24 protein-coding genes and 1 tRNA gene are annotated in these 24,423 nt (G+C 43.5%); 16 read left to right on the top strand and 9 right to left on the bottom strand.

From position 1 onward, the window contains the following. Positions 1 to 101 precede the first annotated feature (101 nt). The gene (locus QH73_RS17725) at positions 102 to 854 is read right to left on the bottom strand and encodes a response regulator transcription factor (protein WP_039716082.1); all 753 of its coding nucleotides are present in this window, start codon (positions 852 to 854) and stop codon (positions 102 to 104) included. 350 nt (positions 855 to 1,204) lie between these two features. Here QH73_RS17725 and QH73_RS17720 point away from each other — a divergent pair, with 350 nt between their 5' ends. From QH73_RS17720 to QH73_RS17710, 3 genes are all read left to right on the top strand, one after another. Beyond that, positions 1,205 to 2,185 (top strand): coiled-coil domain-containing protein, encoded by a 981-nt coding sequence (locus QH73_RS17720; RefSeq protein ID WP_039716083.1) that lies wholly within the window; start codon positions 1,205 to 1,207, stop codon positions 2,183 to 2,185. A gap of 124 nt (positions 2,186 to 2,309) precedes the next feature. Then, positions 2,310 to 3,389, top strand: coding sequence for a coiled-coil domain-containing protein (locus QH73_RS17715; protein ID WP_039716084.1), 1,080 nt, complete (start codon positions 2,310 to 2,312; stop codon positions 3,387 to 3,389). Positions 3,390 to 3,522: 133 nt separating this feature from the next. Then, positions 3,523 to 3,903, top strand: a complete 381-nt coding sequence (locus QH73_RS17710; protein ID WP_052290108.1) for a hypothetical protein — start codon at positions 3,523 to 3,525, stop codon at positions 3,901 to 3,903. A gap of 295 nt (positions 3,904 to 4,198) precedes the next feature. Here the strand turns inward: QH73_RS17710 and QH73_RS17705 are convergent, their stop codons facing one another. Next, positions 4,199 to 4,348: a DUF2256 domain-containing protein gene (locus tag QH73_RS17705; RefSeq protein ID WP_015153501.1), complete on the bottom strand. Its 150-nt coding sequence runs from the start codon at positions 4,346 to 4,348 to the stop codon at positions 4,199 to 4,201. Between the two features lie 38 nt (positions 4,349 to 4,386). Between QH73_RS17705 and QH73_RS17700 the strand changes: the two genes are divergently transcribed. After that, complete coding sequence (locus QH73_RS17700; RefSeq protein WP_309476505.1) at positions 4,387 to 5,205, top strand: RNA methyltransferase; 819 nt, start codon at positions 4,387 to 4,389, stop codon at positions 5,203 to 5,205. Positions 5,206 to 5,777: 572 nt separating this feature from the next. Then, positions 5,778 to 6,851, top strand: a complete 1,074-nt coding sequence (locus QH73_RS17695; RefSeq protein ID WP_309476504.1) for a serine hydrolase — start codon at positions 5,778 to 5,780, stop codon at positions 6,849 to 6,851. Between the two features lie 253 nt (positions 6,852 to 7,104). On the opposite strand, the gene QH73_RS17690 is transcribed toward QH73_RS17695, so the two are convergent. The 4 genes from QH73_RS17690 to QH73_RS17675 all read right to left on the bottom strand — a co-directional run bounded on the left by QH73_RS17690 (position 7,105) and on the right by QH73_RS17675 (position 10,075). After that, positions 7,105 to 7,497 carry a tetratricopeptide repeat protein gene (locus tag QH73_RS17690; protein ID WP_039716087.1) on the bottom strand — a complete coding sequence of 131 codons (393 nt, stop codon included), beginning with the start codon at positions 7,495 to 7,497 and terminating at the stop codon, positions 7,105 to 7,107. 334 nt (positions 7,498 to 7,831) lie between these two features. Then, on the bottom strand, positions 7,832 to 8,263 hold the full coding sequence (locus tag QH73_RS17685) for a protein kinase domain-containing protein (RefSeq protein WP_309476511.1): 432 nt from the start codon (positions 8,261 to 8,263) through the stop codon (positions 7,832 to 7,834). Between the two features lie 534 nt (positions 8,264 to 8,797). Then, on the bottom strand, positions 8,798 to 9,673 hold the full coding sequence (locus QH73_RS17680; protein WP_039717569.1) for a cyanophycinase: 876 nt from the start codon (positions 9,671 to 9,673) through the stop codon (positions 8,798 to 8,800). A 198-nt stretch (positions 9,674 to 9,871) separates the two neighbouring features. Further along, positions 9,872 to 10,075: a hypothetical protein gene (locus QH73_RS17675; protein WP_039716089.1), complete on the bottom strand. Its 204-nt coding sequence runs from the start codon at positions 10,073 to 10,075 to the stop codon at positions 9,872 to 9,874. Positions 10,076 to 10,498: 423 nt separating this feature from the next. Here QH73_RS17675 and QH73_RS17670 point away from each other — a divergent pair, with 423 nt between their 5' ends. Continuing rightward, the gene (locus QH73_RS17670) at positions 10,499 to 12,409 is read left to right on the top strand and encodes an ATP-binding protein (RefSeq protein WP_039716090.1); all 1,911 of its coding nucleotides are present in this window, start codon (positions 10,499 to 10,501) and stop codon (positions 12,407 to 12,409) included. Positions 12,410 to 12,572: 163 nt separating this feature from the next. Beyond that, positions 12,573 to 13,427 carry an SDR family oxidoreductase gene (locus tag QH73_RS17665; protein WP_039716091.1) on the top strand — a complete coding sequence of 285 codons (855 nt, stop codon included), beginning with the start codon at positions 12,573 to 12,575 and terminating at the stop codon, positions 13,425 to 13,427. Between the two features lie 27 nt (positions 13,428 to 13,454). Here the strand turns inward: QH73_RS17665 and QH73_RS17660 are convergent, their stop codons facing one another. Further along, on the bottom strand, positions 13,455 to 14,648 hold the full coding sequence (locus QH73_RS17660; protein WP_309476503.1) for a tetratricopeptide repeat protein: 1,194 nt from the start codon (positions 14,646 to 14,648) through the stop codon (positions 13,455 to 13,457). Between the two features lie 261 nt (positions 14,649 to 14,909). Here QH73_RS17660 and QH73_RS17655 point away from each other — a divergent pair, with 261 nt between their 5' ends. From QH73_RS17655 to QH73_RS17620, 8 genes are all read left to right on the top strand, one after another. Beyond that, a complete protein-coding gene (locus QH73_RS17655; protein ID WP_039716092.1) occupies positions 14,910 to 15,503 on the top strand; it encodes a chromophore lyase CpcT/CpeT in 594 nt (197 codons plus the stop codon). Between the two features lie 177 nt (positions 15,504 to 15,680). Further along, positions 15,681 to 15,752 (top strand) — tRNA-Cys (locus QH73_RS17650). Between the two features lie 80 nt (positions 15,753 to 15,832). After that, complete coding sequence (locus tag QH73_RS17645) at positions 15,833 to 16,084, top strand: cyclase family protein (RefSeq protein ID WP_039716093.1); 252 nt, start codon at positions 15,833 to 15,835, stop codon at positions 16,082 to 16,084. 133 nt (positions 16,085 to 16,217) lie between these two features. Then, positions 16,218 to 16,739 carry a GIY-YIG nuclease family protein gene (locus tag QH73_RS17640; RefSeq protein ID WP_039716094.1) on the top strand — a complete coding sequence of 174 codons (522 nt, stop codon included), beginning with the start codon at positions 16,218 to 16,220 and terminating at the stop codon, positions 16,737 to 16,739. A gap of 73 nt (positions 16,740 to 16,812) precedes the next feature. Continuing rightward, positions 16,813 to 18,207, top strand: a complete 1,395-nt coding sequence (locus QH73_RS17635) for a carotenoid oxygenase family protein (RefSeq protein ID WP_039716095.1) — start codon at positions 16,813 to 16,815, stop codon at positions 18,205 to 18,207. Between the two features lie 414 nt (positions 18,208 to 18,621). Next, positions 18,622 to 19,113 carry an orange carotenoid protein N-terminal domain-containing protein gene (locus tag QH73_RS17630; RefSeq protein ID WP_039716096.1) on the top strand — a complete coding sequence of 164 codons (492 nt, stop codon included), beginning with the start codon at positions 18,622 to 18,624 and terminating at the stop codon, positions 19,111 to 19,113. A gap of 81 nt (positions 19,114 to 19,194) precedes the next feature. Continuing rightward, positions 19,195 to 19,746, top strand: a complete 552-nt coding sequence (locus QH73_RS17625) for an orange carotenoid protein N-terminal domain-containing protein (RefSeq protein ID WP_039716097.1) — start codon at positions 19,195 to 19,197, stop codon at positions 19,744 to 19,746. A 136-nt stretch (positions 19,747 to 19,882) separates the two neighbouring features. Beyond that, complete coding sequence (locus QH73_RS17620; RefSeq protein ID WP_039716098.1) at positions 19,883 to 21,175, top strand: phospholipase D-like domain-containing protein; 1,293 nt, start codon at positions 19,883 to 19,885, stop codon at positions 21,173 to 21,175. A 23-nt stretch (positions 21,176 to 21,198) separates the two neighbouring features. On the opposite strand, the gene QH73_RS17615 is transcribed toward QH73_RS17620, so the two are convergent. Together QH73_RS17615 and QH73_RS17610 are read right to left on the bottom strand one after the other, a co-directional pair. Further along, entirely contained in the window at positions 21,199 to 21,669 is a 471-nt protein-coding gene (locus QH73_RS17615) for a DUF4383 domain-containing protein (protein WP_039716099.1), read from the bottom strand. Positions 21,670 to 21,942: 273 nt separating this feature from the next. Then, positions 21,943 to 22,272 (bottom strand): PDDEXK family nuclease, encoded by a 330-nt coding sequence (locus QH73_RS17610; RefSeq protein WP_039716101.1) that lies wholly within the window; start codon positions 22,270 to 22,272, stop codon positions 21,943 to 21,945. 142 nt (positions 22,273 to 22,414) lie between these two features. Here QH73_RS17610 and QH73_RS17605 point away from each other — a divergent pair, with 142 nt between their 5' ends. Continuing rightward, positions 22,415 to 24,343: a serine/threonine protein kinase gene (locus QH73_RS17605; protein WP_132867338.1), complete on the top strand. Its 1,929-nt coding sequence runs from the start codon at positions 22,415 to 22,417 to the stop codon at positions 24,341 to 24,343. The last annotated feature ends 80 nt before the right edge of the window (positions 24,344 to 24,423 follow it).

Genomic DNA, 24,423 nt, shown 5'->3' with positions numbered 1-24,423 from the left:
AGTTATCAGTTATCAGTTATCAGGGAGCAGAGGAAGTTGGGGGAGCAAAAAACAACCGTCAACTGTCAACCGTCAACTGTCAATGACCAATGACCAATATCCTATCCAAATCGATAGCCAAACCCCCGCACCGTCACCAAGTATTCTGGGTGGCTGGGGTCTTTTTCGAGTTTTTCCCGCAACCAACGAATGTGAACGTCTACAGTTTTGCTGTCTCCAACAAAATCTGCTCCCCAGACTTGATCGAGCAATTGCTCTCGCGACCAGACGCGGCGCGGATAAGTCATGAAGAGTTCTAGCAAGCGGAATTCTTTAGGGGAAAGGCTGACTTCTTGCGCTCTGACGGTCACGCGACACTCTTGCGGATAAAGGGTGACATCTTTAAATTGTAGAATCGGGACTTGTGGTAATACACCTATGCGCTGGCGGCGTAACAACGCACGACACCGCGCGACTAACTCCCGCATACTAAAAGGCTTAGTCAGATAGTCGTCTGCGCCAACTTCCAAACCCAAGACGCGATCGGTTTCGCTGCCTTTGGCGCTCAAAATCAAGATTGGGACTTGATTTCCTTGGTGGCGGAGCAAGCGACAGATATCTAAACCATTGATCTGAGGCAGCATTAGGTCTAAAATTACCAGATCGAAGGGAAAGTCTCCGAAGGTAGGTTCGCTACTCTGAAGTAAGGTCAGAGCTGTACGTCCGTCAGCAGCAGTAGCGATCGCAAAACCTTCCGCCTCCAAAGCCATTACGAGCATTTCCCGAATCAGGTTTTCGTCTTCTACCACCAGAATGCGGCTCATGTGCCCGATTTCCACCTTGGGGGAACTGTTGGTCAATTCGCGAGTAAACATCGTTTTTGTCGATCTGTTCTTGCACCATTATTATCCAATCGGAAGACATCCGAAATCCTTTCAACTGCAAATTCCCGGAAATCTATAGAACTCCAGATCTTGACAGTCTGCATTCACTACAGATATATTTTTTACAGTACACCTGTACTATAAACGGGCAGATTGCAGTTAGCGTTTAGCTTTGAGTTAATTGCTAAGCGCTATTTGCCAGTTCTTACAGTCATTTCAGCAATTTTACTGCTTTGCGATCGCCTTAAGGAAGGCTAGCTTAGGATCTATGTCCTAAGGTATAGCCACAGGTATTCGTTTTAACTTAAATCTCCCTTAAATTTAATTGCAGGAGTTGCAATATGAATCAATTCGCAGCAAAAGACAGCACAGATCGTTTGTCTGCATTTCAACGCATTCTGGCTGAAAGAAAGGATATGGCATTAAAAATTGCCACTAAACAAGAGGAGGCAGATAAAGAAAAGAATAAACAAATTCTGCAAACTGCTTCTAGCTATACAGTAGATAATATTGTAAAAGGCTTAGCCGAACTGCAACTAGAGTTTGGCGGAATTGTTAACGGACTATCTGAAAAATTATCCAAAGAAACTTCTAAGTTAGACGAACTCAAACGTGCAATTGAAGTAGAAGCTCAGAATTTACAAGAATTACAACAAATTAGAGTTGTTACCGATACTCTGTATATTTTAAATCAAGAGCATCAAGAGCAATTAAAATTAATTGAGCAAAACGCAACAATTCAACAGGAAAACTTAGAAAAAGAAATAACGCAAACGCGAAAGATTTGGCAGCAAGAACAAGCAGACTTTGAAACAAAGCTTCAAGAACAAAACGAATTGTTAACTAAAGAACGACAGCGAGAAGTAGAAGAATATCAATATCGACTCGAACAGACACAAAAAATTAACGCTGATACCTACCAATTGACAAAGCGTACGCTAGAAAGAGAAACACAAGAAACAACGCAATCTAAAGAAAAAGATTGGGCAGAACGGGAGAAAGTTTTAACCGAACAACAGTCATTGCTTGGAGAATACCAAAAGCAAATTGCTGCTTTCCCTACGGAATTGGAAGAAGTAGTTAAAAAAGCAAGAGAAGAAGCGATTAAAGATGTCGATCGGGATGCAAAAGTTAAAGCCGATCTATTTGAGAAAGAATGGCAAGCAGCAAAACAGAGTTACGAATTACAAGTGCAGTCTTTAGAGCAAGTTATTACTAAACAAATCGAGCAAATTGAAAACCTAACAACTCAAATGCAAGCCGCACAGCAACAAGCTCAAGAACTAGCATTGAGAGCCTTTCAAAATGGAGCTAGAGGTTAGGGGAAGAATGAAGAGATAAGGGAGACAAGTCACAAGTCAGGAACCCTCTTTCTTACCCTGCTCCCTGCTCCCTGCTCCCTACTCCCTGTTCGCTGATAACTGATAACTGAAAAGGAGATGATTTATGGTAGCAAGAAAACTAAGTGAAAAGAGTACGAAAGCTGAGATCCTAGCAGCTTATGAGGAGATGTCAAAAGAAAAAACTATTCTGAAATCTCAATTCGATAAATTAGCTAAGGAAACTCTCGTAGTTCAAGCAAAACCAGTATCCGAGCCAAAACTAGCTATGAATCAATCTGCAACCGTGCAACAAAGAATGAATTCTATTATCGATAACTTAGGCAAAATTCAACTAGGAGTTGGTAGTGCTGTCAGCGAATTATCGGAGCAACTCACTACAGAAGCTGCCAAATTACAAGAAATTCGTCGTAATGTGGCAACTGAGACAGAACAATTACAAATTCTACATAGTTTAAAAAAGATTGATGACAAGACTTTAGATAGCTCGATCGAGAGCTATGAAGACAATTCAAAAGCTTTTGGCGAGGAGTTTAGTCAGAGACGAGACACTTTAGAGCAGCAAGTAGAAACAAAAGTCAAAGCATGGAATAAAGAGCAAGAAGAATATAAAGTCAAGATTAAAGAACGAAATGAAACTCAAGCGAAAACTCGTCAAAGAGAAATTACAGAATATAAATATAATTTAGAATTGCAGCGTAAATTAGCGCTAGAGGAATATGAACAGACTCAAAAAAATATTTATCGGGAATTAGAGGAGTTTCAGCAAACACAAGAGAAACAATGGACAGAAAGAGAAAAAGCGATCGCGGAACGTGAAAATCAGTTTGCAGAAGCAAAAGCTAAAGTGGAAGTCTTTCCTAAAGAAAAAGAAGCGGCACTGAAAAAGGCAACAGAAGAAGGAAAAGGCATCGCTCATTATCAGGCAAAGATTAAATCGGATTTATATGCTAAAGAAGCCGAAGGACAAAAGCGATTTTACGAACAGCGCGTCCAATCTTTAGAACAACTTATTCAAAATCAAGAAGCGCGGCTTCAAAGCCTTGCTAAACAATTAGAGGCAACTTCCAAACAAGTACAAGACTTAGCTGTGAAAGCTATTGAAGGGGCAGCGAATGTAAATTCTTATCAAACGGTTAAAGAAATTGCTTTGGAGCAAGCTAAGAACGCCCAGAAAAATAAGTAAGTGCATTCCTCAATAACTTAAGCTTGTTGCTCGCCCTGAAGCAACAAGCTATCATTGTTTTGGTGAGATAAAGGCGAGCGGTTATAGCTAGTCGAGCATACCAATTTAGCCTGCATGGAAGTAGAAAGAACAGATGCAAGATCGACAATGCAGAGAAATTGATGAGATCTACGAAAGCTTAATGGTACTCAGCAACAATGCTTTAACGAGCAATCATTATGAAGCTGCTTACCATATGCTAACAGCCGCCATGCACTGCGCTAGCGATCTGGGCGACGAACAGTATCTTACCAGAGTGGAACAGGAAGCGAAAGCACAACGTGACTGGATTGACTCCCATACACCAGAACATCGAATGTCCACGCAGTCAACCAACAAGCATCATGGGAAGAACTTGTATGACATGTTGGCACGACAGGCAACAGCGCAGATTGCGATCGCTAAACAAAGGAATCGGCTCAATCACAATCGGCATTTTCTCAGCCAGGAAGTGCAATTAGGAAAATCTTCTTAAGATAAAGAGTTGAACTCGATTCGGTTTCCAGCAGCTGATTCTACTAGCGGTACTGCCAAATCTAGAAAACTGCCAAATTGCTTCAGGTCACTTAATTAAAAAACCATTAAATATTGACATTTAACGGTAGATCAAAGGGCAGAAATCAGATTTGGTGTAAACAACATTACAAATCTCTACAATCTGAATCGGTAAGCTGTTGAAAACCCTCCGATTGCTCAACAACCGCCATCTCCTGGCGGTTTTTTATTTGTGAGTGAGCGATCGCCGTATAGAAACGTTACATGTAACGTCTTTACACTGAAGATCGGCGACGACGACAGCGTTCGGAACAATATTTCACCTCATCCCAACAATCTGCCCATTTTTTCCGCCAGGTGAAGGGGCGTTGACACACTGGACAAATTTTTGTTGGTAGGTCAGATTTAGATCGAGTGCGTGCCATATACAGTTGTTGAGAGAGTATCTAAATTTTACGGAATTGTGAATGAGCCTACTTCCCCCTCATACAGTAAAAATGGGCTGGCAGCCCCCGGCTACCCCTTGGCAGCGGTGAGAATTGTGCTGGTGGAACCAGCGGGTTCGCTGAATGTGGGAGCGATCGCCCGCGTCATGAAAAATATGGGTTTGCAGCAGTTGGTGTTAGTCAATCCCCAGTGCGATCCGCTGTCGCTAGAAGCCCAACAAATGGCAGTCCATGCCTTCGATATCTTGCAAGCCGCCCAAGTTGTAGAAACGCTACCAGCCGCCTTGCAGGGGTGTACGAGGGCGATCGCTACGACTGCTCGTCCTCGTACCTTAGACATTCAATTAGAGCAGCCTCAAGATGCTTTACCTTGGTTAATTTCAACCTCAGAACAAGCAACGGCTTTGATCTTTGGTCCCGAGTCGCGAGGATTGAGTAATGAGGAAATGTACTACGCTCAGCGCTTTATCCGCATTCCCTCCAACCCTGCCTATCCTTCATTGAACCTAGCTCAGGCTGTGGCGATTTGCTGTTATGAACTGGCGAAATACAGCCAATTGGGAGTTGATGATGAAAAGAGCGCGATCGCGGTTGACTACGCCTCTGTAGAAGCTTTAGAAGGGTTTTACCAACAACTCGAAGCGCTACTACTCAAAATTGGCTATCTTTATCCCCATACTGCTACTAGCCGCATGGAAAAATTTCGTCAACTATTTAACCGCACTCAGTTAGAAAATACTGAAGTCGCAATGTTGCGGGGAATATTAACTCAGATGGAGTGGGCTATGAGGAAGTCGGAATTCGGCAGTCGGAATTCGGAAGCGATCGGTGATTAGTAACCAGTTATCAGTTATCAGCAACCAGTTATCAGTGAAGAATAGGGCGTGGGGTGTAGCGTGGGAAGTGTGGGGTTGACTTGCGACTTACGAGTTGCGACTTGTGGCTCAATATGGGTAGTAGGGTGCGTTACGCCAAAGGCTAACGCACCTACGTAGATTTCAAAAAATCAATGTGAGTTTTATAGTTGGAGATTTGTTCAGCTTGTCTCTGTATTTTTCCAATTTCTTGTTTTATAGGCTATATTTCACCTGAAGCTTTATCGCCATTCCAAATTGGTTGAGATAAACTTTGACCCAATACTACTTGCTTTTACAACTCATGCAAGCAGTGGTAGGTTATTGTTCAAGTCCAGTTCGCCCTTGTTGTTTTCTGTAAGCCAATGGTATTAGAAAGCGGGTCGTCAAATTCAGGTAAGCGGTCAAACGCTGGGCATAAAAAAGGTCTAAGCAGTTCGCAACAGCGCGAACAGGCTAAAAAGCACAACCCGCGTGGGCGATTCTCACCACAAGATGGTCGTCTACTGTCTTCGGAACCTAGAAACAGTGACAGGAAAAACCGCAGCCAAACAGTGGCTTCCTCTGGGGCTAATGGTAGCAGAATCACGGGAGAGACACTGCCAACACCAACCAGAAAACAGAGTAAGCAAAGACAACATCCGCAGCGCCAGAATAAATTGATTGTATACGCCTTGCGGTTGTTAATTTTGGGAATTGGCATCAGCGCGATCGCGGGTACGGTGCTATCGGCTTTAGATCCCACCACGCGCATCACCTCTGAAGAAATACCAATTACGGCAATGGAAGTGATGCCGCAGCTACAAGCTAGAGAAACTGTTGCCCATGCTGCACCACTCCAGCCAACCCAAGAAATTACGGCACTGAAAACGCTGATGCAACAGTTGGCAACGAGCAACGCTAAATTGTTTCCTGGGATGTTTTTTATCGATCCCGAGACAGGAGCTTATCTAGATTGGAATGGAGATACAACTTTTGCTGCTGCAAGTACGATTAAATTTCCCATCCTGGTTGCTTTTTTTCAAGATGTAGACGCGGGAAAGATTCGATTAGACGAGAAGTTAACTCTAAAAAAAGAATTAGTTGGTGGTGGCGCGGGAGGCTTTCAATACAAGCCGTTGGGGAGTCAGTTTACTGCCCTAGAGACGGCAACTCAGATGATTATTGTCAGCGATAACACGGCAACTAATTTACTGATAGAACGTTTGGGTGGCATCGCTGCTTTGAATCAGCGGTTCAGAAACTGGGGGTTGACCGTAACAGAATTGCGGAACTTGCTACCAGATTTGGAAGGGACAAACACGACTAGCCCTAAAGAGTTGGCTCAATTAATGGTAGCAGTGCAAAAAGGAGATCTAATTTCTGTCAAATCGCACGATCGCCTACTCAATATCATGCGCCGCACGCATACAGCTACGCTATTACCAAAAGGGTTGGGACCAGGGGCAACAATTGCTCACAAAACCGGAGATATTGGTTCAATGGTAGGGGATGTCGGTTTAGTCGATCTGCCCAGTGGTAAACGCTATATTGCCGTTGCTATGGTCAAGCGCCCCCACAATAACGCACAAGCAAAAGAATTGATCCGGCAAGTCTCCCGTGCTGCTTACCAGGAGTTTAGTAAGTGAGCGGTAATTGGTAGTTGGTGTGTCTTCAATTCCGAATTCGGAATTCCGAATTCTCATCAATCTGCTGCTAGTTTTTGAGCATTTGCTAACTAAGTCTCTAATTCTGCACGGGGAAATCCTAAATCGATCGCCTGTTGATAGGAATCCAATATTTTTTAGTTAAGGCAAGATCCCCCAACCCCCTTAAAAAGGGGGCTTTAAGTTCCCCCCTTAAAAAGGAAGGTTAGGGGGATCTTCCAAGATATTTGCATCACTAACCGAGATGTATTGGATAGGAATCCCGTGCTTCTCGATATCTTTTTAGTTCTGTTAAAGTATCTCCTCGATTCGCCCAAATAAAAGGATCTTGTGGTTGCCGTTTAATTGCTTGGTCAAAGGCTGCGAGGACTGGCTGATAGCGTGCTATTTCTGTTAAAGCGATACCTTTTCCCAGCCAAGCAGGATGAAAGTTATCTCTGAGTTGTATGGCTTTGTCAAAAGATTCGATCGCTTCTCCTTGACGTTTTAAGTGTTGCGATAGAAGTATCCCGCGATTGTACCAAACTTGATAATCTTTAGGGCGAATTTTACTTGCTTGATTGTAGGCTATTAGTGCATCTAAATAATTATTTTTTCCTAACAAAACTAGCGTATTACCTTTACCCATTAAAGCTTCATAGAAATTGAAATCAATTGCTGGCTGACGGCGATCGAGTAAACTATTACTTGATATAAATAATATAAAGGTCGAATAAACGGGTAAATCAAAAACTCTACGCCAATGATTATAGTACTTAATGCAGTCAGTCCAACTACAATACAAGGATAAATCTTTTCTTGTTTAAATCTAGATTATTTTTCACCGGAGTTTATTCCTACTGTTCTTGCAACTTTTACCGAACTATTTGCCGCTGAAATTTTCTGTAAATCTTGCAGAACCTCTGTAACAGATTGATAGCGTCGCTCGGGATGAGTGTGTACCATCTTAACTAACATAGCGGCTAACAGATCGCAAGTGCGATCGCCTCGGTTAAAACTAACCTATCTTTATCGTCTCGTTTAAATTCGCTGCGATGACTTCCCGTCAAGAATTGAGCTGCTGTAATTCCCAACGCATAAATGTCGCTGTTGAAGCTGAGTTTTCCCGCCCATTGTTCTAGAGGTAGGTATTCGGATGTAATAATTTTAGTCTGAGTTGGTTGTTCGGGGAATTGAGAATTAGTATCTAATTGTTTGACTGCACCAAAATCAATTAAAACAAATTGATTATCGCATTCTCTTTTAATGATGTTAGATGGTTTGATGTCACGATGAATAATGTTTTGTTGATGTAGCGTGTTTAAAACCACTAAAATCTGTTGTACAAATTGATTTTCAAGAAAATGGTTGGTATTTTTCGGTAAATTACAGTCCTTTTTATAGCAATTCTCGATTGCGTGCGTGACATCTGTAGGGGCGCACAGCCTTGCGCCCCTAGATCGTGTGTTTTATCCAATTGAAAACTGCTATTAGTTCTGAAACCCTTACACAGTGGGAGTTTTTTATTTTGCCAATTTCAAAATGACAAAAGAGCAAATCCTAGATATAGCAAGGCTTCTAGCTTTTTCTTCCGTTAAGGTGACAGAAGAAAGAGTATGACAAAATACGACAATTTTCTCTACAGAAATCGGGCGATCGCGTCATACTAGAGAATGACATCAAGCGATTTTACCGTTTTATAGCGGTTTTCAATTGGGTGAAATATATGATTGGTAGGAGCGCACAGCTGTGCGCCCCTACCAACGTCATCTACGCAATCGAGAATTGCTATTATACAAGTTTGATAAAAATTTTATAAAAGCGAATGGAATTCGCGACTACACAGACAAAACCCGGATGGTGTGCGGGTTTGAAGACTTAGTTTTCTGTAAGTCCGCGCCGGCGGACTTTGTTTGTCTAGCTGCGAATTCTATATGCCTTTAGAGATTTTAGACAGTTGCCTGACTAGTTGCTACATTTCCATTAGTCGCAACGGTATTCAAATTTGAATTATCCGAGGTTAAATTTTCCAGAATTGGCTTACGAGTTTTCAGATCGAATTTGTAACCGTGGGGCAAAATGTGCAGTCTTGAGCCACATATTGCCAGCGGTTCATCTTTTAAGATCTCGCTCACGTTAGTGTAAGTTGCTTCTGATTCATCAACTATGGTGACAGAACCTTGCCCAATCACTTCAAATTGATTATCGGTTACTACCATAGCGGTATTTTCATCAATCCCAAAACCCAAAACGGCAGGTTGCTGCGCTAAGGCAGAAATTAAGCGTCCCAACCGTCCCCGCTGAGAAAAATGCTGGTCTATTACCACTCCTGGTAAAAATGCCATTCCTGGTCCCAATTCCACCGTATCCATGCGGGGATGAGTTTCTCCGTCTCCTTCGACAATCATCACATCTGGCATCACCGCTGCACCCGCACTCGTACCTCCTACGACCACTCCTTCCCCAAAGCGTTTGTGAATGAGTGCATCTATGTCTGTATCTTTGAGAATATCGGTGATCCGGGCTTGATCGCCGCCAGTAAAAAAGATTCCTGTAGCTTTTTCGATCGCTTCTAGGGCAGTAGAAGATCTAGCATCTTCGCGGGTTTCGGTATCAACTATACGGGCATCTTCCGCGCCCAGACGCTCAAATACTCTGATATAGTTTTCTCCTACATCTCTCGGTAATTCCGTGGCTGCCGTCATAATAACAATTCGTGCTTTTGTTCCTCCAGCACGGCGTACGAATTCCCGCAAAACCTGACATTCACCTTCTTTATCTTCTGCACCGCCAATAATGACTAGCGCCCCCCGATTGTTACTCATATTCGTATCCATACCATACTTTAAGTGAGTATTCTCAAGAAAACATAACAAATATTCTAGTTAAAACCGTCTTCTGGTAGATTCCGATACAGAATCATAAAAATTAACATAGTAAGCAGATTCGGTTGCGATCGCCACGGACAAAAAAAGACCCCTAGTAAAGGGTCTACGTCCAGTAATGTAATGTAATTCTTAGTTTTAATTGCGATCGCGCTGATAAACTAAATCGCTCAGAAAAGAGCGCGCTTGTGCCAGAGAAAGATGTCGGGGCTTACCATTAAATACAATTTGGTACTCTTTTTCATTCGCACCGTCACCGTAGCCGGAAATCAGTTTGCGGTGAAAAGCTTCCTGCGCCAGATATCGGACTTCGTTTCTTAGATCGGTTACTGTACCTTTCATATGTCAACGATTCCAAACAATTTATTTATTCTTTAAGTTATATATAATTTTCGCTTGTTCTTACACCTTTCCAAAGTTGTATTTTTCGCTACCGTATTATTTGCTATAACTAGCAAGTGGGAATATACCAATCGGATGATATTGCGATTATTTGTCATTCGTCATTAGTTTTTCCAAAGTTCGAATATCTATAGAAAGTGCGTAGCGAGTAGAGGGTTGACAGTTGACAGTTATCAGCAAGAGAGTGGTGCATCCGGTTTCTCCGCGTCGGAAACTGCATCGTGGTGCGTGGTGGGTGAGAGGAAGTAGCAAGTATTATTCTCTATTCTCTTCCTCTGCGCCTGAAGCTCCTCTGCTCTCTTTCTTCACAGATAACTGACAACTGATAACTGATAACTGATAACTGAAAAAAGGAGGATAAAAATGGTAATAGATACAAGTACTGATGTCGTGCGCGTTAATGCTAGAAAGACCGATATATTCGATTTATTTAACTTCAAACATTACATTGGTTCTAATCCCGATTTAAACACGGCAGCATGTACTTTTGATTTTGCTTTGACGGGATATCGAGAACCACTAGAAATCGCAGATTACGTAGAAAAAATTAGCGATCGCTATCCTCACCTGCGCGAGGAAAAATATGAATCTCACGCTCATTTGTTTGCATGGACATTATCAGAAGTTAGCAAACTTGATATGGGTTTGCACTTCCACTGTTGGAACGTAAAACCGTTAGAACGAGGGACAAGAATTAGCGTTCAGTCTCTCCATACTAGAACGACGCGATCGGTTATTTACTTCGTCTGGGACTGGTTTGAAGCTATGACATTAGACGAAGAAATTGCCTTTGACGAACAGATGCGGAATCTACAAAATATCTTTCGTCGGTCTGTTTATGGTGGTCCTACCGTCTACTCGCTCTTGCGCAAAGCTAACGAAAAAGGTATTCCTACTTTTTATTTGTGGGATGAAGGACTGATGCAATACGGCTACGGTCGCAAGCAAGTGCGTGGCATAGCAACCACATTTGACGGCGACAGCCATATAGACTCGGACTTTACCACCCGTAAAGATGACTGTAAAGCTTTTCTAGCTACCCTTGGCTTTCCAGTTCCAGGCGGAGAAATCGTCACTAGTCGCGAGGGAGCTTTAGATGCAGCGGAGGATATTGGCTATCCCGTCGCTATCAAACCTGTTGTCGGTCATAAAGGGATTGGCGTAACCGCCGATGTCAGAGACTCTGAGGAGCTAAGAGCCGCTTTTAATCGCGCTGTCAAAGCAGTTCCAGAAGAACAGCCAATTCGGATCATTGTTGAAAAAAGCATTTCTGGTGCTGATTTCCGCTTGCTGTGCGTCAACGGTCGATTTGTCGCGGCAACCGAACGCCGTCCCGCTTCAGTAGTTGGGGATGGATATTCAACGATTTCAGAACTGATCGATCGCGAAAACCGTTCCGATGCACGTAGAGACACGCCAACTTCTGCCATGAGTAAAATCCAGCTCGATGAAGCAATGGATATGTATTTGGAGGAGCAAGGCTTATCTCTTGACAGCGTTATTAAAGAAGGACGGAGAGTGTATTTGCGTAAAGTTGCCAACCTTTCCTCTGGTGGTGTAAGTATTGACGCAACACCTACAGTTCATCCCGATAATATGATTCTGGCGCAGGATGTCGCCCAGCATTTTCGCCTCACTTGTTTGGGAATTGATGTCATTTCTGAAGATTTAGCAAAATCTTGGAAAGATAGCAGCTTTAGCATTCTTGAAATTAATGCTGCGCCTGGAATTTTTATGCATCTTAACCCCGCCGTAGGCGAGAGTGTGGACGTACCCGAAAAGATTTTAGAAACCTTTTTTGACGGAGGAACTGAAGCTAGGATACCGATAGTTACCTTTAACCGGATTAGGGTGGCAGAACTACAAACAACTATCGACCAAATTTTATCTCACCACCCCGATTGGGTCATTGGTGCTGTGTGTCGAAATGGCGTTTATATCAACCGTGCAGAAAAGATTTTACATCGAGATTACAATACAAACGTTCAAAATTTGTTGCGCAATCCCAAACTCGATTTACTAATAGTCGAGTATGAGGAAGATGTTTTAGCTGCTCAAGGAATGTTTTATTACGGCAGTAATATGGTTGTTTTAGATAATCCTACAGAAATTGAAATGATGTTGGCGCGAGATGTTTTTGAGGACTCTACTATAATCATCAAGCAGGGAGATAATGTTTCAATTCGCCGTCAGGGATTACTCGAACAATATACTTTGGGTGTAGATGAACCATTTAGCCGAGTTTATTTGAAGGAAATCCCGACAATTTTGTAGTCGATCGCTGATGCTAATTTACTTTTTGACTGCGATAGAGAAGATCCCCAACCCCCTTAAAAAGGGGGCATTAGTTCCCTCCCTTAAAAAAGAAAGTTGGGAGACTATTCTGAACTGAAAAGTTTTATACTGGAAGCGATCGCCCGCTAATTCGGGAGCATAAATGAAATATATCGTCATTACAGGAGTTTCTACAGGAATTGGGTTTGGTGCAGCAAAAGAATTTGTGAATCATGGCTATCACGTATTTGGTAGCGTGCGACGAGAAGCTGATGCTAGAAGGTTACAAGCTGACTTAGGGGATAATTTCACGCCGCTGATTTTTGATATTACAGATAGTAAGGCTGTACGATCTGCGGCTTGCCAAGTAGAAAAAATTCTTGGCGATCGCAATTTGAGTGGATTAATTAATAATGCAGGAATGGCTACGAGTGGTACTTTAATGCATCAACCACTCGAAGAAATTCGATTGCAGCTTGAAGTGAATGTTGTCGGGCAAATTGCCGTAACTCAAGCCTTTTTACCTTTATTGGGAGCCAGGGCAAATAACAATGGCAAACAACCAGGTAGAATTATTAATATCAGTTCCGTCGTGGGAAAATTAGCTGTTCCTTTTCTTGGTGCTTATGTTGGTAGCAAACACGCCTTTGAAGGAATTTCCCACAGCTTACGCCGAGAATTACAATTATATGGTATAGACGTAATTATTATTGCGCCTGGAGCAGTTAGCACGGCAATTTGGGATAAAGAATCAGCTCAAGATGTTAGCAAATATCTGACTACTGACTATGCGGAATCAGTAACGACTTTTCAAAAGCATTTCGTCCAACAAGGTAAAAAAGGTTATCCTCCAGAGGTTTTTGGCAAATTTATTCGGAAAGTGTTTGAAACTCCCAAACCGAAAACTAAATATGCGATCGTCCCTAATCTTTTACTAGATTGGATAATTCCTACCGCTTTACCCGAGCGATGGCTGGATAGAATCATTGGCAAAAAATTGGGCTTTTTTCAGAAATAAAGTCAGTACAACTATCTTTGTAAAACTTTAATTAGTACGTTGTCGATTAATTTGTTGAATCTGTTGGGTAAAATAATCTTGTTGATATTTCAACTGTTGTGCCAGTTCTAAACCTTGTTGAAATGCGGTTAAAGCTCGATCGTAATTACCGCGAGCGAGATTAATTTGCCCAATTTGGTCGTAAGTATTTATCATGCCATAAAAATTAGCAGCAAGGCGATCGCTTTCTAAAAGAATCTGACTAGTTTGCAAAGCAGCATCAATTTGTTGTTGAGAGCGATAAAGTCGAATCATTTGACGTAGTGCATCGCTAGCTTGAGCATACTGTTGCAATTCCCAGGCAGCAGTATAAGCTTGTTGATAAGTCGTAAAAGCTTGTTTCAACTGCCCGATTGCTTCATAGTTTGCACCAATATCTAACTGTAAAGCGGGTAATAGATCGTTTTGTTGTTGTTCCTGGTAGATTGCTCCTAACCTTTTTTGAACTGCCAGTGCTTGCTGGTATTGTCTGGCTTGTTCGTAAATATAATTCAACTGTTGTAAGTAATTAATCACCTCTAGGCGATCGCCCCGCTGGGTGGCATTTTGTAATAGTTGTTCGTATGCAGCTGCGGCTGGAGGGTAGTTAAACCAGCTCAGATGTAATTCGGCGATCGTTCTTAGTGTCGTTTCTACTGCAATAGCATCTTTCTGTTGACGATGAATAGCCAAAATCCTCTCATAAACCGCGATCGCACTTTTTGGTTCGCGCACCTGTTGGAACGCTATCCCTAAACTATTCAATACTTCTAAGTTAGGTGCAATGAAAACTTGAGATTCTTGCCGATCTTCCTTTTTCTTTTTATCAGGTGGTAAAACTTGAATTTGCTGCCCAATTTCCTGCAATCTTCGCGTAATTGCATTCAACTCTAAACGGCGGTTTTCTCGCCAAGCAATCTCTCCTACTCTCCCCAAAGCTGGAATTTCTTCTGTAATCCCCAAAAATCTTCTCAGCCTTAGCTCTCGACTCCAAATCGCAAATGCTTTTTCCGTATTCCCTGCAGCAAAGCTAGCAGTTGCTTGCTGGTTTAGTTTATCCAATGCCGCTCTGAGTCTCAGCTTTTCTGGAGTTGATAGGGGACGGATAAGTTGAGGTAGTAGCGGATCTGGGGTCGTAATCTCTAGAGGATTGTAGAATTCTTGTGGCAGTTCCGGTTTGCGACTCTGTGCCAAACTAGGCACGCTGCTACATAACCAAAGGATACAGGCAAGGAGAGGGAGCAGTGACCAGTGACCAGTGACCAGTGACCAGTGACCAGTGACCAGTGACCAGCGATCGATTAATTCCGAATTCCGAATTCCGAATTCCGAATTCTCCCCACGCACCACTCTCTTTTCTGGCTCCTGTTTTGACTTTTGACTTCTGACTTTTAACTTTTGAGACATAGGAAGTTTTAAAATACTGGCAATAGTAAGTCGTTGGCTTTCGAGTAATTTCTACTAATGACCCATTCTACGGATATTGAGACACTAGCTCGCTGGATGGCAGCTGATTTTAGCAATCAAGCGCAAGCTTTTGAAAATCCTCCTTTTTTTGCCCATATTCGCGTTTGTATGCGTCCCCTTCCCCTGAATCTATTATCCGGGGTTAGCTTTTACGTAGAACAAGCCTATGATTACATGCTCGGCAACCCATATCGGGTACGAGTATTAAAGTTATTGCAGGCAAGCGATCGCATTGAAATTGAAAATTACACCATTAAGCAAGAAGAAGAGTTTCACGGTGCATCCCGCGATCTCAAACGTCTGCAAGCATTATCAGCCGATCGCCTGGAAAAGCTACCAGGGTGTAACATGATCGTCCAATGGGTAGACAATGGCTTCAAAGGTACAGTTGAACCTGGCAAGTGTTGTATGGTCGTGCGTAAAGGCAAAACCACCTATCTCGACAGCGAATTTGAAATTGATGGCGATAAATTTATCAGTCGCGATCGCGGACGCGACCCCGAAACTGACGAACACGTATGGGGTTCAGTGGCGGGACCATTTTACTTTGTTCGCTGGCACAGCTATGCCGATGAGGTAAAAATTGCCTAAATTCAAAATTGCGTCAAAAGTTGCGTAAGCATCGAGCCTTACGGTAAGGTAGGACGAGGTTGATGCGGCGGCTCTTGCTTGCCCGACTGAGATCTCGTCACTTTCTGGCACAATACCAAACCGCCAGTAGATCCAAAGTTCTAAAAAGTGATATAATATATTGCCTGCAAAGATGTCGGCGACATAGCCAAGTGGTAAGGCAGAGGTCTGCAAAACCTTTATCCCCCAGTTCGAATCTGGGTGTCGCCTTAAGAAGTCCAGCCCATAACGGCGTTCTCTAGGTTCATTATACTAGGACGCTCGTACTATTTTTAGAAGGAGAAGTCTGGTTGCTGCATAACGGATACAGTCAGGCTGAGGTAGTTGCTAATCTAGATAAAGTACCGGAAACAGGAGCGCTAGTCGCGATCGGCTATCCTAAATTTCAAGGTGGTACGGGAGGCTATGCCCGCTACATTGCCATTTGTCTGCCAGATTGGAAATATGGCATATCTGTAGGGCAAGTTCCAGAAGCACCTTTACCCAGAGCCAGCAAACCGCTACAGTGGGATGAAAAGCTAGGCGTGCGAGTGAGAAAGTAGAGGGAGCAGGGAGCAGGGAGCAGGGAGTAGGGGGAAGAGTGCTGAGGGAGAGTCGCCCAGCTGAGGGAGAAAGAGCAACTGTCAACCGTCAACAACCAACAACCAACTACCAACTACCAACTACCAATTATCAATGACCCCTCTCACAGATTTAGAAATAACTCCATATATTGATGCAGACGGTCAATTACCAGCACAGTATCAAGGTAAAGTAGGAGTCTATGCAATTTTTGACTCGGACAAGGTACTGCAATATATCGGGTATTCTCGCGATGTTTATCTCAGTTTGCAACAGCATCTCGTTCGCCAGCTACAAAAATGTTATTGGCTGAAGATAGAAACTATCGACCGTCCTAACCGGACAGTTTTGGAAAATATTCGCCAAGAGTGGATTGAGGAAAATGGCTCGCTTCCGCCTGGAAATGGCGCTGACGAAACGGTATGGACTCAGCCAATTGATGCTAAATTATCGCTAACATCTGAAGAACAAAAAAGTTTAGCAGATGGCGATGAATTGACTCAAATGAAGATCTTAAAAACTGCGGCAAGACGAGTTGAAGCAGAAATTTTATCTCAATTACAAACTCGCGGTTTGCAAATGCAATTACGGTTTAATCCTAAGCTCAAAGAACAAGGATTATTGGACTTGAAGTAATTGCTCGCGTAGCCGATCGCCGCGATCGCGCCTATATTGAAAAAAGTGCGATGGCGTATGCAGAACAGGCAGAATGGAAACAACAACAGCAGTTAATCCCTTTCTTGAGGGTAACTTTGCGCCCGTGCGCGAAGAAATTACCTCCGATCCGCTCAAAGTTATTGGCGAACTTCCTACCGATTTATCGGGGATGTTCGTGCGCAATGGTCCCAATCCTCAGTGGACACCCATCGGACAGTATCACTGGTTTGATGGAGATGGGATGTTGCACGGAGTCGAAATTCGTCATGGCAAAGCTAGCTATCGCAACCGCTACGTCAGAACGCGAGGCTTTGAAATCGAGCAAAAAGCGGGTAAAGCGGTTTGGGGTGGCATATTAGAACCACCTCAGCCTGACAGCGACGGCTACAAAAACGCTGCGAATACTGCCTTGGTATGGCACGCAGGGCAACTTCTAGCCACTTGGGAAGGAGGTGCGCCCCATGCGATCGAGGTTCCCCAGTTAGAGACGAAGGGCGAGTCTACCTATAACGGTAAGTTAGCTTCTGCTTTTACTGCCCATCCTAAAGTCGATCCGGTGACGGGCGAGATGATGTTTTTTGGTTACTCGTTTGCTCCGCCATTTGTCAAATACAGTATTGTTTCTCCACAAGGCGAGTTATTGCGCACGATACCCATAGATTTGCCGATGGGGGTGATGATGCATGACTTTGCCATCACTGCCAATTACACGATATTTATGGATCTGCCGATGACGTTTAACCCCGCACGGATGCAGCGTGGCGAACCTGGGTTAATGTTTGAACGCGATCGCCCCAGCCGTTTTGGTATTCTCCCCCGTCACGGCGACAGTAACAGTATTCGTTGGTTTGAGTCTCCTTCCTGCTATGTCTTTCATACCTTCAATGCTTACGAAGAGGGAGACGAAGTTGTACTAGTTGCCTGTCGCATGAGTTCTACCACTATTGTGACTCCGCAACTCAAACCAACCGATCCAGATAGCGATATTCCCCGTTTGCATAGTTGGCGGTTCAATCTCAGCACCGGAACAGTGCGAGAGGAAATGCTAGATGACGTACCTATAGAGTTTCCCCGCGTTAACGAAAATTTGTTAGGACGCAAAACTCGCTTCGGTTATGCAGGGAAAATAGTTCCTACCCCTCTACCTTTGTTTGATGGTTCGATCAAATACGACCTTCAAGCAGGTTATGCTCAAACCTACGAGTACGGTAAGGGACGCTATGGTGGTGAGACTGTATTCGTTCCGCGTCCTGATGCAACTGTAGAGGATGATGGGTGGTTAGTTACCTTTGTCTACGATACTGATGCAGATACTTCTGAATTATTGGTGCTAAATGCCCAAGATTTGAGTAGCGATCCTGTGGCGCGGGTATTAATTCCTCAGCGCGTACCTTATGGCTTTCACGGAACTTGGGTATCTCAACAGCAGTTGGATGCTTCCGTGTAGTAGGGCAAATCCAAATAGATCTCGGTTAGGAATGACAAGATCTTACCGATCTCCCAGCCGCCTTAATAAGGGGGTTTTGTCCCAACACTTCTCGGTTAAAATTCGTCCCCCCTAGCCCCCTTTAATAAGGGGGGTTGGGGGGATCTCCAAGGGCTATGTGATCTAACCGAGAAGTATTGATTGGGTTTTGTCCTCTCTTGTATAAAATCATCCTGCCTTTAAAAAGGAGTTGGGAAGAGATCGACTGCCTAACTCTCGATAGATTTGATTTTTCCTCTGCCTGTAGTCAGGTTTTCTACTTCTATCTTCAGTAGGTTTAAGCAAGTTAATAATCTTTGTTACTGTGCAAAAGGTTAGCCATAATCTGCTGACGACAAAGATAAAATCAGCCGAAGAAGTTTAGAAGGAGTTAATATGACATTTACTCAAAGCAACGACCAGAATCTTAGTCAATTTGTTGCTTCAATTCAGAAATTAAATGTAGACGATCAATTAGCTTTGTTCTACTTCATTTACAAGAAAATGGGTGATTCTGTTACCCCAGCCGCACCAGGAGCTAGTACTGCATCTGCGGATGTAGCTGAAGGTTTATTTAACCAAATTAAAGAAAAGTCTCACGAAGAACAACTACAATTTCAACGGGACTTAATTAATAAGGCTGATAACGAGTACACGCGGATGTATGGTTCGATGAGCGATACTACTAAACTACTATTTTGGTATCGTCTAGCTCAAGGAATGGACAGCAACGTTATCAGTCCTATGCCTCCAAACTACGAGCTTTCCAGTGAATCAAAAGAGATATTAAACCAGCTCGAAGGGATAGATTTCGAGCAACAAATTACTCTATTCCGCGACTATGTATCGCCGATGGGCGCTGAACCTAAGCAAGGTGCGGAAGTATAGAGATGCAAGGGCGCGAAATTTCGCGCCTCGAAAGATTCTGGAACGAAGTTACAAACCAAAATTAACAGTAAAGAGGCAAATATGGCATCTACAAACGTTAACGATCTGAAGCCACTAGCAAAACAATTTACGAGCCTAGATATCGATGACCAGCTAGGAGTAATGGCTTTAATCTACATAGAAATTGCTAGTTCGATTCCATCTGATAGTTTACCAACAAGCTCTAGTGATGTTCAAAGCATCGTCGGAAGCGTACAAAAAATGTCCTCTGAAGAGCAGATAAATGCTCTACGCGATTTGTTGCCAGCCAACAAAACAGATCAAGACGAAACTATGCTCGATCCTAATCCTGCTAAGGCACTACCTGAATTACTCCAAGGTAAATCAGAAGTTCCTACAGGGGAATATGGCAAGCTAAATCCTGAATCTAAGTTGGCGGTTTGGTATCTTTTTGCACAAAAACTAGGAAATGGAATCGTTGCCATTCCCAGCGATTACAGCCCCTCAGCGGAAGCAATGCAAGTCTTCAATTCCCTCAAATCTATGGGACAAGAGCAAATGGCTAATTTCGTAGTCAAAGGTATGGAAGAGTTGAGTTCCAACATCACAGAACCACCTAAGAATGCCGAATAAGCGGATCGCCCAACTCAGATACAGCTAGATAATCTTCATTGCTACCAGGCTAAGTCTGATAGCATTTTTTTATCCTCGATTAGGATTGCGTTTATCCACAACAAATGACCAATGACAAATGACCAATGACTGACCAATGACCCAACTTTTCCCGCTATTATGGTGGATTAGTGGTGGCTGTTTAACCGCCATTATCGGTGTCTTCGTAATTCTATATTTTCGAGGCACATTTCGCGATCGCATTGAATACAAAGTTGAAAATGTTCCCGCGCCTCAAGATGCACGCTTTTCCCTTGCCCTAGCTAGCTTATCCAACTCTGTCGTTACCAGCGGACGTTCGACAGATTTTTGGCTGGAAGCAGAAGAAATCAATGCTGCACGACTAGAAGCCGTCCGCAGTGCCAAACATACGATTCACTTCGAGACATTTTTCATGACTCCTGGGCGCAGGGCGAACGATTTCGCCGCCGCGATCGCCGAAAAAGCCCAAGCGGGTGTTAAAGTACAGGTCATTGTCGATAAGTATGGGGTCAAAACTTTACCGCAGCGTTACTGGAGACGACTGAAAGCTGCTGGAGTCGAAGTTAGGTTCTTCAATGATTTTAACTGGCGATCGCCCATCGATTATTTTGCCCGCAGTCACCGCAAGTTGCTAATTATTGATGGCGAATTTGCCTTAATTGGTGGTGCAGGTGTCTCCGATTATTGGGATGGCAGAGATAATATTCGCGGGACTCATCCTTGGTACGACTTTGAAACGCGGCTAGAAGGCGAAGTTGTCGCGGTGTTAGAAGGTATGTTCATGCAACACTGGACTTACGTGCATGGTACTGCTGACTTATCGACTACAGTTTCCCATCTGGGAGCGTCGAGCAACCCAACAATTCTCGTTACCGCAGGCGACGATCCTTCCTATCGTTCTGCATCAGTTAAAGCTTTATTTCAAGTTAGCATTCACGCCGCTAGACAGCAGGTTTGGATTGCCAGCCCCTATTTTCTTGCCGATAAAAATATCCGCATTGCGCTAGTTGATGCTAGAAAGCGGGGGGTTGATGTCAAAATATTCACGAATGGAATTCGCTCGGACAAGAGGTTTGTTTATTTTGCTTCCTGCGAACAATATCGCGATCTCCTCGCTGCTGGCGTAGAAATTTATGAATATCAACCCAGTATGATGCACGCTAAAGCATTATTGTTAGACAATCGCTGGCTCAGTACTGGTAGTGCTAATTTCGATCCGCGTAGTTTTTTTCATAATGACGAGTTAGATATTTCTACTTCTGATATTCGCTTAGTTAAGCACGTTGAGAAAATATTTTTACAAGGATTCGCTAAGTCTAAACAAGTCAGCTTCAGTGAATGGAAAAAACGCCCTTTATGGCAAAGAGCGTTAGCTAAAATTGTTCTCTTTTTTGAATCGCAACTGTAGAAATACAAAATTTTGTGTCTCTACTAAATATTTCGTGCTACTCCAACGTCATTGACTTTTGCAGGTAAAATAATGCCGTAATATAAAGCCGCAACTGCTGTTAAACCGTTCAGCAAAACGTTGCCACCAAAAATTGGCATCAACCCAAATACTGTGTTGGTTGCAGGAATGACTCCTAAAAGAGCGATTAAGATGTAAGAGACAGCAAAAAAGCGGTTAAATACCCGCGCGCTGCTAGCACTGGTATAGGAAGCAATCCCAAAAATTCCTACAGCACAATGGACTAAATTGTGTAAGAAATTGGTAGGAAATATCCCAAATAAATAACCAAATCCGGCAGAATATGCTCCAGGCGCAATATCTGCTGGAACGTATGAGGCATTCGTTCCAGGTAAGTTAACTAAAGCTGGAATAAACCCAGCAATACCGAGAATCAAAAAAGTAATTCCAAGAACTAGAGCGCAATAACGCTCTGCCATGTTCGTTCTCTCCATTTTCATGGCATCCATACTCGCTATTTCTCCCGTCACTAAGTACAAATTCTTGTTATTGAAAAAGTCAACCTCTATATTCTCTAATTCAACTTATATAACTGCGATCGCACTCTATCCAAAGATAGGGATGGGAGAATTCGGAATTCGGAATTCGGAATTCAGAGATAACGTTAAAAATATTTTTAATGCCGCACTTATAATGTCTGCACAAAGGAAGACGATCTTATGGTGACTACAGAGGTAGCTGTTTTGTCATTACTCAAACGTACAGTTTTAAATTCCCGCACCAAAACCCATAATTCGTTCTACAGTCAAATCTAATAGCGATTCTCGATTGCGTACATGACATTGGTAGGGGCGCACAGAGAAAGCGCCCCTACAGCCTACGTATTTCATCCAATTAAAAACGGCTCGTAAAGCGGTATTCGGTTTCAACCAGAATAGAGAGACTAATAACCCAGTGCGAAGATTTTCATGCTTTCCAGAAGGTTGTGCCATCGGTACTAGTATCCCATTAATCAGCTCGTACTCCCCGTCTTCTAGCAAATCCAGCTCTAGAAACTCTTCAAGCGTGTAGGTTTGCAATTGGCGATCTGTAAGCATAGGACAACCCTGCGCAGGAGATACTTTATTTTGGCATTGGTCACTGATAACTGATAACTGATAACTGATAACTGATAACTGATAACTGATAACTGATAACTGACTAATGTAAAATCTAAACAGCCTGCATCCACAGCTGATTGTGCCTTATCAGCCTAGCGTTACTCTCTGTATCAATCCTAGTGACCCCCAGCATCCACACGTCCAAGCAGGGGGAAACAAGTTTTGTACTACGTGCGGCGCGGCGATCGCGTTGCGAGAGCGTTATATTGCACTCAAAAAATTAGGGACGGGTGGATTTTCTGTAATTTACACCGTTTGGGATCTGCAAACTCAGACCGAACGAGTGTTAAAGATTTTGTTAGAAAATGGCGCTAAAGCAAGACAATTGTTTCAGCAGGAAGCGGCAATTTTGATCGGTCTCAAGCATCCTGGCGTTCCTAGAGTCGAGCCAGACGGCTATTTTCACCTACCCGCCAGCAATTCCAAGCGGGATCTATTTTGTCTGGTCATGGAAAAAATTGACGGTCAGACTTTAGAGGCTATCCTCGACAAGTACGACCGAGGTTGTCCTGAAGAAATGGTGCGAGATTGGTTCGGACAAGCTTTAGAAATTCTTCAGGTATTGCACAGCAGGCAAATTATCCATCGCGACCTGAAACCCTCAAATTTAATGTTACGCCAAGAAACAAATCGACTAGTCTTGATCGATTTTGGTGGAGCTAAAAAAAGGCGATCGCGTCAGCATTCCGTGTCAGCCGTAGAAAGCTCAACTCGTCTCTATTCCCCTGGCTATAGCCCTCCAGAACAATCTTCGGGACGGGATGTGGAACCGGCTGCCGATTTCTATGCTTTGGGTAGAACGACAATTGAATTACTCACTGGTCAGCCTCCCTCTGAGTTGGAAGACCCCGTAACCAAAGAGCTGAGTTGGCGACATTTAGTCCAAGTTAGCCCAGCATTTGCCGATCTCCTGGATGAATTAGTGCAGGAAGATGCCCGCCTGCGTCCATCTAATGCTACGGCGATCGAACAAAGGTTATTACAAAGTCCGTCGATCGAAACGCAACCATCGGTATATCAAGCGATTCATCAACTGAGTTTGAATGGCTGGAAGCGATCGCAACTCATAGCTACCTACTTAACTCACCGCTTAGCGCAAATTAGCAAACAGCGATCGCCCCAACTTGTGAATCAAATGCATCAGATTGCTGTGCGAACGACGAATTTTTTCGCTGAAACCATTAGGAAGCAATCGCCGCCATCAACCTTTCAAACTCACAATACCACCCCCCAGGGATCGCAGACTCTACGACAAGCAACCCAGCGCAGACCATCGACCAGCCGCTTTGCGTCCATACCTGTTGTTACCAAGATCGGTAGCAGCCTAGCGAATATAACTCGTTCTCTATGGCGATTGACTACCCAGGTAGGACAAGCTGGAATAGATACTATCCGAGCTATTGTGTGGAGCGCGATCGCGGCTGTTGTCGGCACTAGTATCGGCTTTATGTTTGGTTATTTTTCTCCCCTGGGAATCGCAGTCAATAGCTTCCTAGTAGAATACCTACCCCAACTGATGACAAACTCGCAAATTGCCACAGAAGTAGAATCGATTGTGTTTGCATCGGCGGGGTTATTTACAGCCGTAGGATTGACTGCATTGGGAGCTTTTGACCAACGACGACGCTACTTAATTTCTGCCTTGCTAGGTGCTAGTGGTTATGTTTTGGGCTGGTTGTGTTGGACTTTAATTACACCTTACATTGGAATTTGGAGCTTCCCTGCAACTGTCGGCGTGGCGATCGCCTTTCTCGTCTCCGGCTTGGGTTTGCGCCGTCATCGCTTTTTTCATGCCACCGTTGCTGCTGTTAGTACGGCGATCGTCTTTACTATTCTGATTCGGCTCAATCTTTTCCCAGCCCTAATTTTTCATCTTAGCCCGCAACCAAGTTGGCTTGAGCTTCAGGTGTATGCTATCTTTTTTAGCGCGATCGCCGCGATCTCTAGTTGCTGTCTGGGGATTAGCCACTACATCTTTGTTTCTTGCTGGCGTTGGTTGAAGCGGTAAAGAGAGCAAGAGGCAGAATCTGAAAAAGATTTCTTCTGTCTCCTGCCCTTTACAATTACAAATCTAGACGCAAGCCTTAC

The sequence above is a fragment of the Scytonema millei VB511283 genome, assembly GCF_000817735.3.
GTDB classification, from domain to species: Bacteria; Cyanobacteriota; Cyanobacteriia; order Cyanobacteriales; family Chroococcidiopsidaceae; genus Chroococcidiopsis; species Chroococcidiopsis millei_B.
Note: the sequence above shows the minus strand (reverse complement) of the source record. Positions and strands in the feature narration are given on the sequence as shown.

Excerpts from the sequence above, each read along its gene's own strand:
- QH73_RS17725 (WP_039716082.1), bottom strand. The coding sequence starts at position 854 with ATGTTTACTCGCGAATTGACCAACAGTTCCCCCAAGGTGGAAATCGGG.
- QH73_RS17720 (WP_039716083.1), top strand. The coding sequence starts at position 1,205 with ATGAATCAATTCGCAGCAAAAGACAGCACAGATCGTTTGTCTGCATTT.
- QH73_RS17715 (WP_039716084.1), top strand. The coding sequence starts at position 2,310 with ATGGTAGCAAGAAAACTAAGTGAAAAGAGTACGAAAGCTGAGATCCTA.
- QH73_RS17710 (WP_052290108.1), top strand. The coding sequence starts at position 3,523 with ATGCAAGATCGACAATGCAGAGAAATTGATGAGATCTACGAAAGCTTA.
- QH73_RS17705 (WP_015153501.1), bottom strand. The coding sequence starts at position 4,348 with ATGGCACGCACTCGATCTAAATCTGACCTACCAACAAAAATTTGTCCA.
- QH73_RS17690 (WP_039716087.1), bottom strand. The coding sequence starts at position 7,497 with ATGGGTAAAGGTAATACGCTAGTTTTGTTAGGAAAAAATAATTATTTA.
- QH73_RS17680 (WP_039717569.1), bottom strand. The coding sequence starts at position 9,673 with ATGAGTAACAATCGGGGGGCGCTAGTCATTATTGGCGGTGCAGAAGAT.
- QH73_RS17675 (WP_039716089.1), bottom strand. The coding sequence starts at position 10,075 with ATGAAAGGTACAGTAACCGATCTAAGAAACGAAGTCCGATATCTGGCG.
- QH73_RS17670 (WP_039716090.1), top strand. The coding sequence starts at position 10,499 with ATGGTAATAGATACAAGTACTGATGTCGTGCGCGTTAATGCTAGAAAG.
- QH73_RS17665 (WP_039716091.1), top strand. The coding sequence starts at position 12,573 with ATGAAATATATCGTCATTACAGGAGTTTCTACAGGAATTGGGTTTGGT.
- QH73_RS17655 (WP_039716092.1), top strand. The coding sequence starts at position 14,910 with ATGACCCATTCTACGGATATTGAGACACTAGCTCGCTGGATGGCAGCT.
- QH73_RS17640 (WP_039716094.1), top strand. The coding sequence starts at position 16,218 with ATGACCCCTCTCACAGATTTAGAAATAACTCCATATATTGATGCAGAC.
- QH73_RS17635 (WP_039716095.1), top strand. The coding sequence starts at position 16,813 with ATGGAAACAACAACAGCAGTTAATCCCTTTCTTGAGGGTAACTTTGCG.
- QH73_RS17630 (WP_039716096.1), top strand. The coding sequence starts at position 18,622 with ATGACATTTACTCAAAGCAACGACCAGAATCTTAGTCAATTTGTTGCT.
- QH73_RS17625 (WP_039716097.1), top strand. The coding sequence starts at position 19,195 with ATGGCATCTACAAACGTTAACGATCTGAAGCCACTAGCAAAACAATTT.
- QH73_RS17620 (WP_039716098.1), top strand. The coding sequence starts at position 19,883 with ATGACCCAACTTTTCCCGCTATTATGGTGGATTAGTGGTGGCTGTTTA.
- QH73_RS17615 (WP_039716099.1), bottom strand. The coding sequence starts at position 21,669 with ATGGAGAGAACGAACATGGCAGAGCGTTATTGCGCTCTAGTTCTTGGA.
- QH73_RS17610 (WP_039716101.1), bottom strand. The coding sequence starts at position 22,272 with ATGCTTACAGATCGCCAATTGCAAACCTACACGCTTGAAGAGTTTCTA.